At 66.0% G+C, this 3,619-nt stretch carries 4 protein-coding genes and 1 CRISPR repeat array; of the genes, 1 reads left to right on the forward strand and 3 read right to left on the reverse strand.

What is annotated here, in order from left to right; translation table 11 throughout:
- Positions 1-7: 7 nt before the first annotated feature.
- Positions 8-618: a CRISPR direct-repeat array (repeat unit 37 nt; unit sequence GGATCGCCCGGCATTCATGTCGGGCGCGGATTGAAAC).
- A gap of 101 nt (positions 619-719) precedes the next feature.
- The gene (locus WA157_RS13985; protein WP_422621544.1) at positions 720-1,118 is read left to right on the forward strand and encodes a rhodanese-like domain-containing protein; all 399 of its coding nucleotides are present in this window, start codon (positions 720-722) and stop codon (positions 1,116-1,118) included.
- 42 nt (positions 1,119-1,160) lie between these two features.
- Here WA157_RS13985 and WA157_RS13990 read toward each other — a convergent pair whose 3' ends face one another.
- The 3 genes from WA157_RS13990 to WA157_RS14000 are packed head-to-tail and all read right to left on the reverse strand — an operon-like array spanning position 1,161 to position 3,615.
- Positions 1,161-1,865: an ABC-type transport auxiliary lipoprotein family protein gene (locus tag WA157_RS13990; RefSeq protein ID WP_422621545.1), complete on the reverse strand. Its 705-nt coding sequence runs from the start codon at positions 1,863-1,865 to the stop codon at positions 1,161-1,163.
- Positions 1,862-2,827, reverse strand: coding sequence for an MlaD family protein (locus WA157_RS13995; protein WP_422621546.1), 966 nt, complete (start codon positions 2,825-2,827; stop codon positions 1,862-1,864). The genes WA157_RS13990 and WA157_RS13995 overlap by 4 nt, the downstream gene beginning before the upstream one ends.
- Positions 2,828-2,838: 11 nt before the next feature.
- A complete protein-coding gene (locus WA157_RS14000; protein WP_422621547.1) occupies positions 2,839-3,615 on the reverse strand; it encodes an ABC transporter ATP-binding protein in 777 nt (258 codons plus the stop codon).
- Between the last annotated feature and the right edge of the window lie 4 nt (positions 3,616-3,619).

Here is a 3,619-nt window from a genome sequence, read left to right on the forward strand (position 1 = left end):
CTTGGCTGGATCGCCCGGCATTCATGTCGGGCGCGGATTGAAACATCCGGTGATTGTGACCAACACCACGTTTCGGCTCGGATCGCCCGGCATTCATGTCGGGCGCGGATTGAAACAACAACTACAAGTTGATGGGCGGCACCGGCCGGCGGGATCGCCCGGCATTCATGTCGGGCGCGGATTGAAACGATCAGACGCGCGACAGCTTCAAAGCCGAGTTGCGCGGATCGCCCGGCATTCATGTCGGGCGCGGATTGAAACCGATCTGAGCGCAAGCCATGGCGTTGTCTTGGCTGGATCGCCCGGCATTCATGTCGGGCGCGGATTGAAACACAGCGAACAGGAAATACGAAAACTGGTGAAGGGGGATCGCCCGGCATTCATGTCGGGCGCGGATTGAAACAAACGCGGCGTCAAACTCTGGATGGTCGGAACCGGGATCGCCCGGCATTCATGTCGGGCGCGGATTGAAACAACTCCTACCTGGCGCAAGCTGAAACCGTTGCCAAGGATCGCCCGGCATTCATGTCGGGCGCGGATTGAAACGATCTGGTGCCGGTGTACGAAGATCAGATCAAGGTGGATCGCCCGGCATTCCCGCCGGACGCGGATTGAAACACGCCGTTGTCTTGAGTTATCTCCCTGCAGGTTCAGGTCAGGACTATGTCTTGCTATGCTTGCGCCCTTTGCAGTCATTCCCAAAGCCCAAAGGAACCCTGATGAAACCAACTTTAGGCAAGTCCCTGCTGGCGAGCGCCTTGCTGGCGCTGGCCGCTGCCGCCAGCGCGGGTCTGCCGGCCGTCAATGTCAAACAGGCCGCCGCGCTGCAAGGCAGCGGTGCGCTGCTGCTCGACGTGCGCGAAGCCGATGAATACGTGCAGGGTCATGCCCCCGGCAGCACGCTGATCCCGCTGGGCCAGCTGGCACAACGGCTGAAAGAAATCTCGCCCTTCAAGAACCAGCGGGTGGTGCTGATTTGCCGCTCCGGTCGGCGCTCGGCGCAGGCCACCGCGTTGCTCGAAACGGCGGGCTTCAGCGCTGCCTCCAACATTGAGGGCGGCATGCTCGCCTGGCAACAAGCCGGTTTGCCGGTGCTCACGGGTGCCGCTTCGCGCTGATCTGCTGCGAACCCGCGGCCAGCCGCTGGGCGCGCTTGGCGCCTAGTGCCCCAACTGCTGCAACCACTGGGCCAACTCCTGCGCTGCCGCGTCGGTGGCCAGCCGCAGGGCCTGCACACCGCCGACAGCATCGGCGCTGGGGGCCGGGCGCTGCACCACGATGATGCGCTGCGCCAGCAAGCCTGCCCCGCTGGGGCTGGCCTGCGTGAGTGTGGCGCGCAGGCGCAGCAGGCCCACGCTTGAGCCGGGCGCCTCAAACAGTTGGCTGAATTCTTCCAGCTCTACACGCAGGGTAATCGGGGTCACGCCGGCCAGCGCGCCCGGCGTTGACAGCCTGGCCGCGCTGACGACGGCGCCCGGCTCCAGCAGGGCGCGGTCTTGCCCCAGCTGCTCGCGCAGACGCTGGCGCACCAACTGGGCCGGCGGCATGCTCCAGCGCGCCTGCGCATAGGGCCGCAGTTGCTGCGCGTTGGTATAGGCCAGCCGGTACAGCACGGCGCTGCCGTCGAGCGCGCTGCTGGCCTGCACCTCGTCCAGGACCAGCGGCGCCAGGGCGGACGCTGCGACCTGACCGGCCTGGGGCGCTGGCGCGCTGCTCAGACGGCCGGGCCCAAAGTCATACACCGCCGGGCGCGCCGTGGGACGCGTCAGCGCACAGCCGGTGAGCGCCAAAAAAAATACAAGAAACAGGGCTCTAGCCCCCGTGGAATAAGCGCGATAAGCTATTGAATGTGTAGCATTTTTCATGGTTGACCTGGGGTTGCAGAAAAGCCGGGTTCGCCCGGGCCGGGCGCCACCGGCCCATTGCCCAAGAGCAAGGACTGCGGGTTGTCGCTGACGCTGGCGGCCGCCCGCCCGACCTGGCGCGTCATGCGGGCGGTGTCGCCCAGCGCGTGATTCAGGTGCGGCAGCGTCAAGGTATTCAGGGTCTGGGCGCTGGCGGACAACGTGCCGGCCCCCTGGCTGAGCTGGTCGAGCGTGCCGCCGGGCCGGTTCATGCGCTCGGTGACGGTTCTGAAGGCGCGGGCCGACCGGCGGGCCTCGTCGGCGCTGTCGCCGACCCGAACCGACGCGGCCTGCATTGTCTTGAGTGTGGCGGTGGTGTCTTTCACCAGCGGCTCCAGCAGTTGCCCGGTGCGGCTTGAAAACTGCTGCAGGCCACGCGCCGCCTGGCCGATGTTGTCAATCGCGCCGATCAGGGTCTTCTGGTTGTCGTCGCCCAGCAGCTTGTTGACGCGTTGCGTGGTTTCGTCCAGTTGCCCCAGGATGCGCAGACCGCGCTCGGACAGTTCGGCCAACAAGCCGGGGCGCATCGGAATGCGCGCCGGCGGCTGCACGTCGGCGCGCAGGGCGACTTTGGAGGTGCCGCTGTCGTCGAGCTGGATGAAAGCCAGCCCGGTGACACCCTGAAAACCCAGGGTGGCAAAGGTGGATTGGGTGATCGGCGCCTTGTCATCCACGGCGATGCGGATCAGCACGTTGCCCGGCTTGAGCGGATCAAAGCCAATGGCGCTGACCTTGCCCACGTTCACGCCTTTGAAGCGTACCGTGGCTTGCGGCTGCAAGCCGGTCACAGCCTGTGCGCTGGAGAGTTCATAGATCCGCTGCGACTGCGTGTCACGGGTCAGCCAGAGCGCCAGGGCGACCAGCAAGGTCAGCAGCACCAGCACAAAGGCGCCAGCGGCCAGGGCATGTGATTTGTTTTCCATAAGGCGGTGTTTTACTCGGTAACCGGGGGTTGACGCAACACGGCCGCAGCCCGCTGGCCGCGCGCGCCCAGAAAGAAGTCGTGAACAAACGGATGATCATGCGCCATCACCTCAGTTGGCGTGCCGCAGGCAATGATGCGTTTTTCAGCTACCACGGCAATGCGGGTGCTGAGCTCGAACAGGGTGTCCAGGTCGTGCGTCACCATCACCACCGTCAGCCCGAGCTCACGGTGCAGTGAGCGCAGCAGCGCCACAAAGCCGTCGGCACTGTCGGGGTCCAGACCGGAGGTGGGCTCGTCGAGCAGCAACAGCGGCGGGTCCATCACCAGCGCGCGCGCCAGCGCCACCCGCTTGACCATGCCGCCGGACAGGTCCGCCGGCATCTTGTGCGCCTGCGCCGGGTCCAGACCGACCATCTGCAGCTTGACCATGGCGACGTCGCGAATCAGCGCCGCAGGGAAGGTGCCGAGTTCGCGCAGCGCGAAGCCGATGTTCTCCAGCACCGTGAAGGCCGAAAACAGGGCGCCATGCTGGAACAACATACCGACGCGGCTGGCCGCGCCCTCGGAGCCGAGTTGCGCCGCCGGTTGGCCCAGCACCGTGACGCTGCCACGGGCGGGCCGCTCCAGCCCCAGGATCTGGCGCAGCAGCACGGTCTTGCCGCTGCCGGAGCCGCCGACAATGCTCATGAACTCACCGGCTTCGATGCGCAGGTTCAGGTCCTGGTGCACCACGGCGTCGCGACCGGCGGTATGGAACACCGACCAGAGCTGGTCGATCTCGACCACGGCC

The organism is Rhodoferax ferrireducens, assembly GCF_049302455.1.
Taxonomy (GTDB): Bacteria; Pseudomonadota; Gammaproteobacteria; order Burkholderiales; family Burkholderiaceae_C; genus Rhodoferax; species Rhodoferax ferrireducens_B.

Bases quoted from the DNA above. Each gene is read 5' to 3' on its own strand.
- WA157_RS13990 (WP_422621545.1), bottom strand. From the start codon at position 1,865: ATGAAAAATGCTACACATTCAATAGCTTATCGCGCTTATTCCACGGGG.
- WA157_RS13985 (WP_422621544.1), top strand. From the start codon at position 720: ATGAAACCAACTTTAGGCAAGTCCCTGCTGGCGAGCGCCTTGCTGGCG.
- WA157_RS13995 (WP_422621546.1), bottom strand. From the start codon at position 2,827: ATGGAAAACAAATCACATGCCCTGGCCGCTGGCGCCTTTGTGCTGGTG.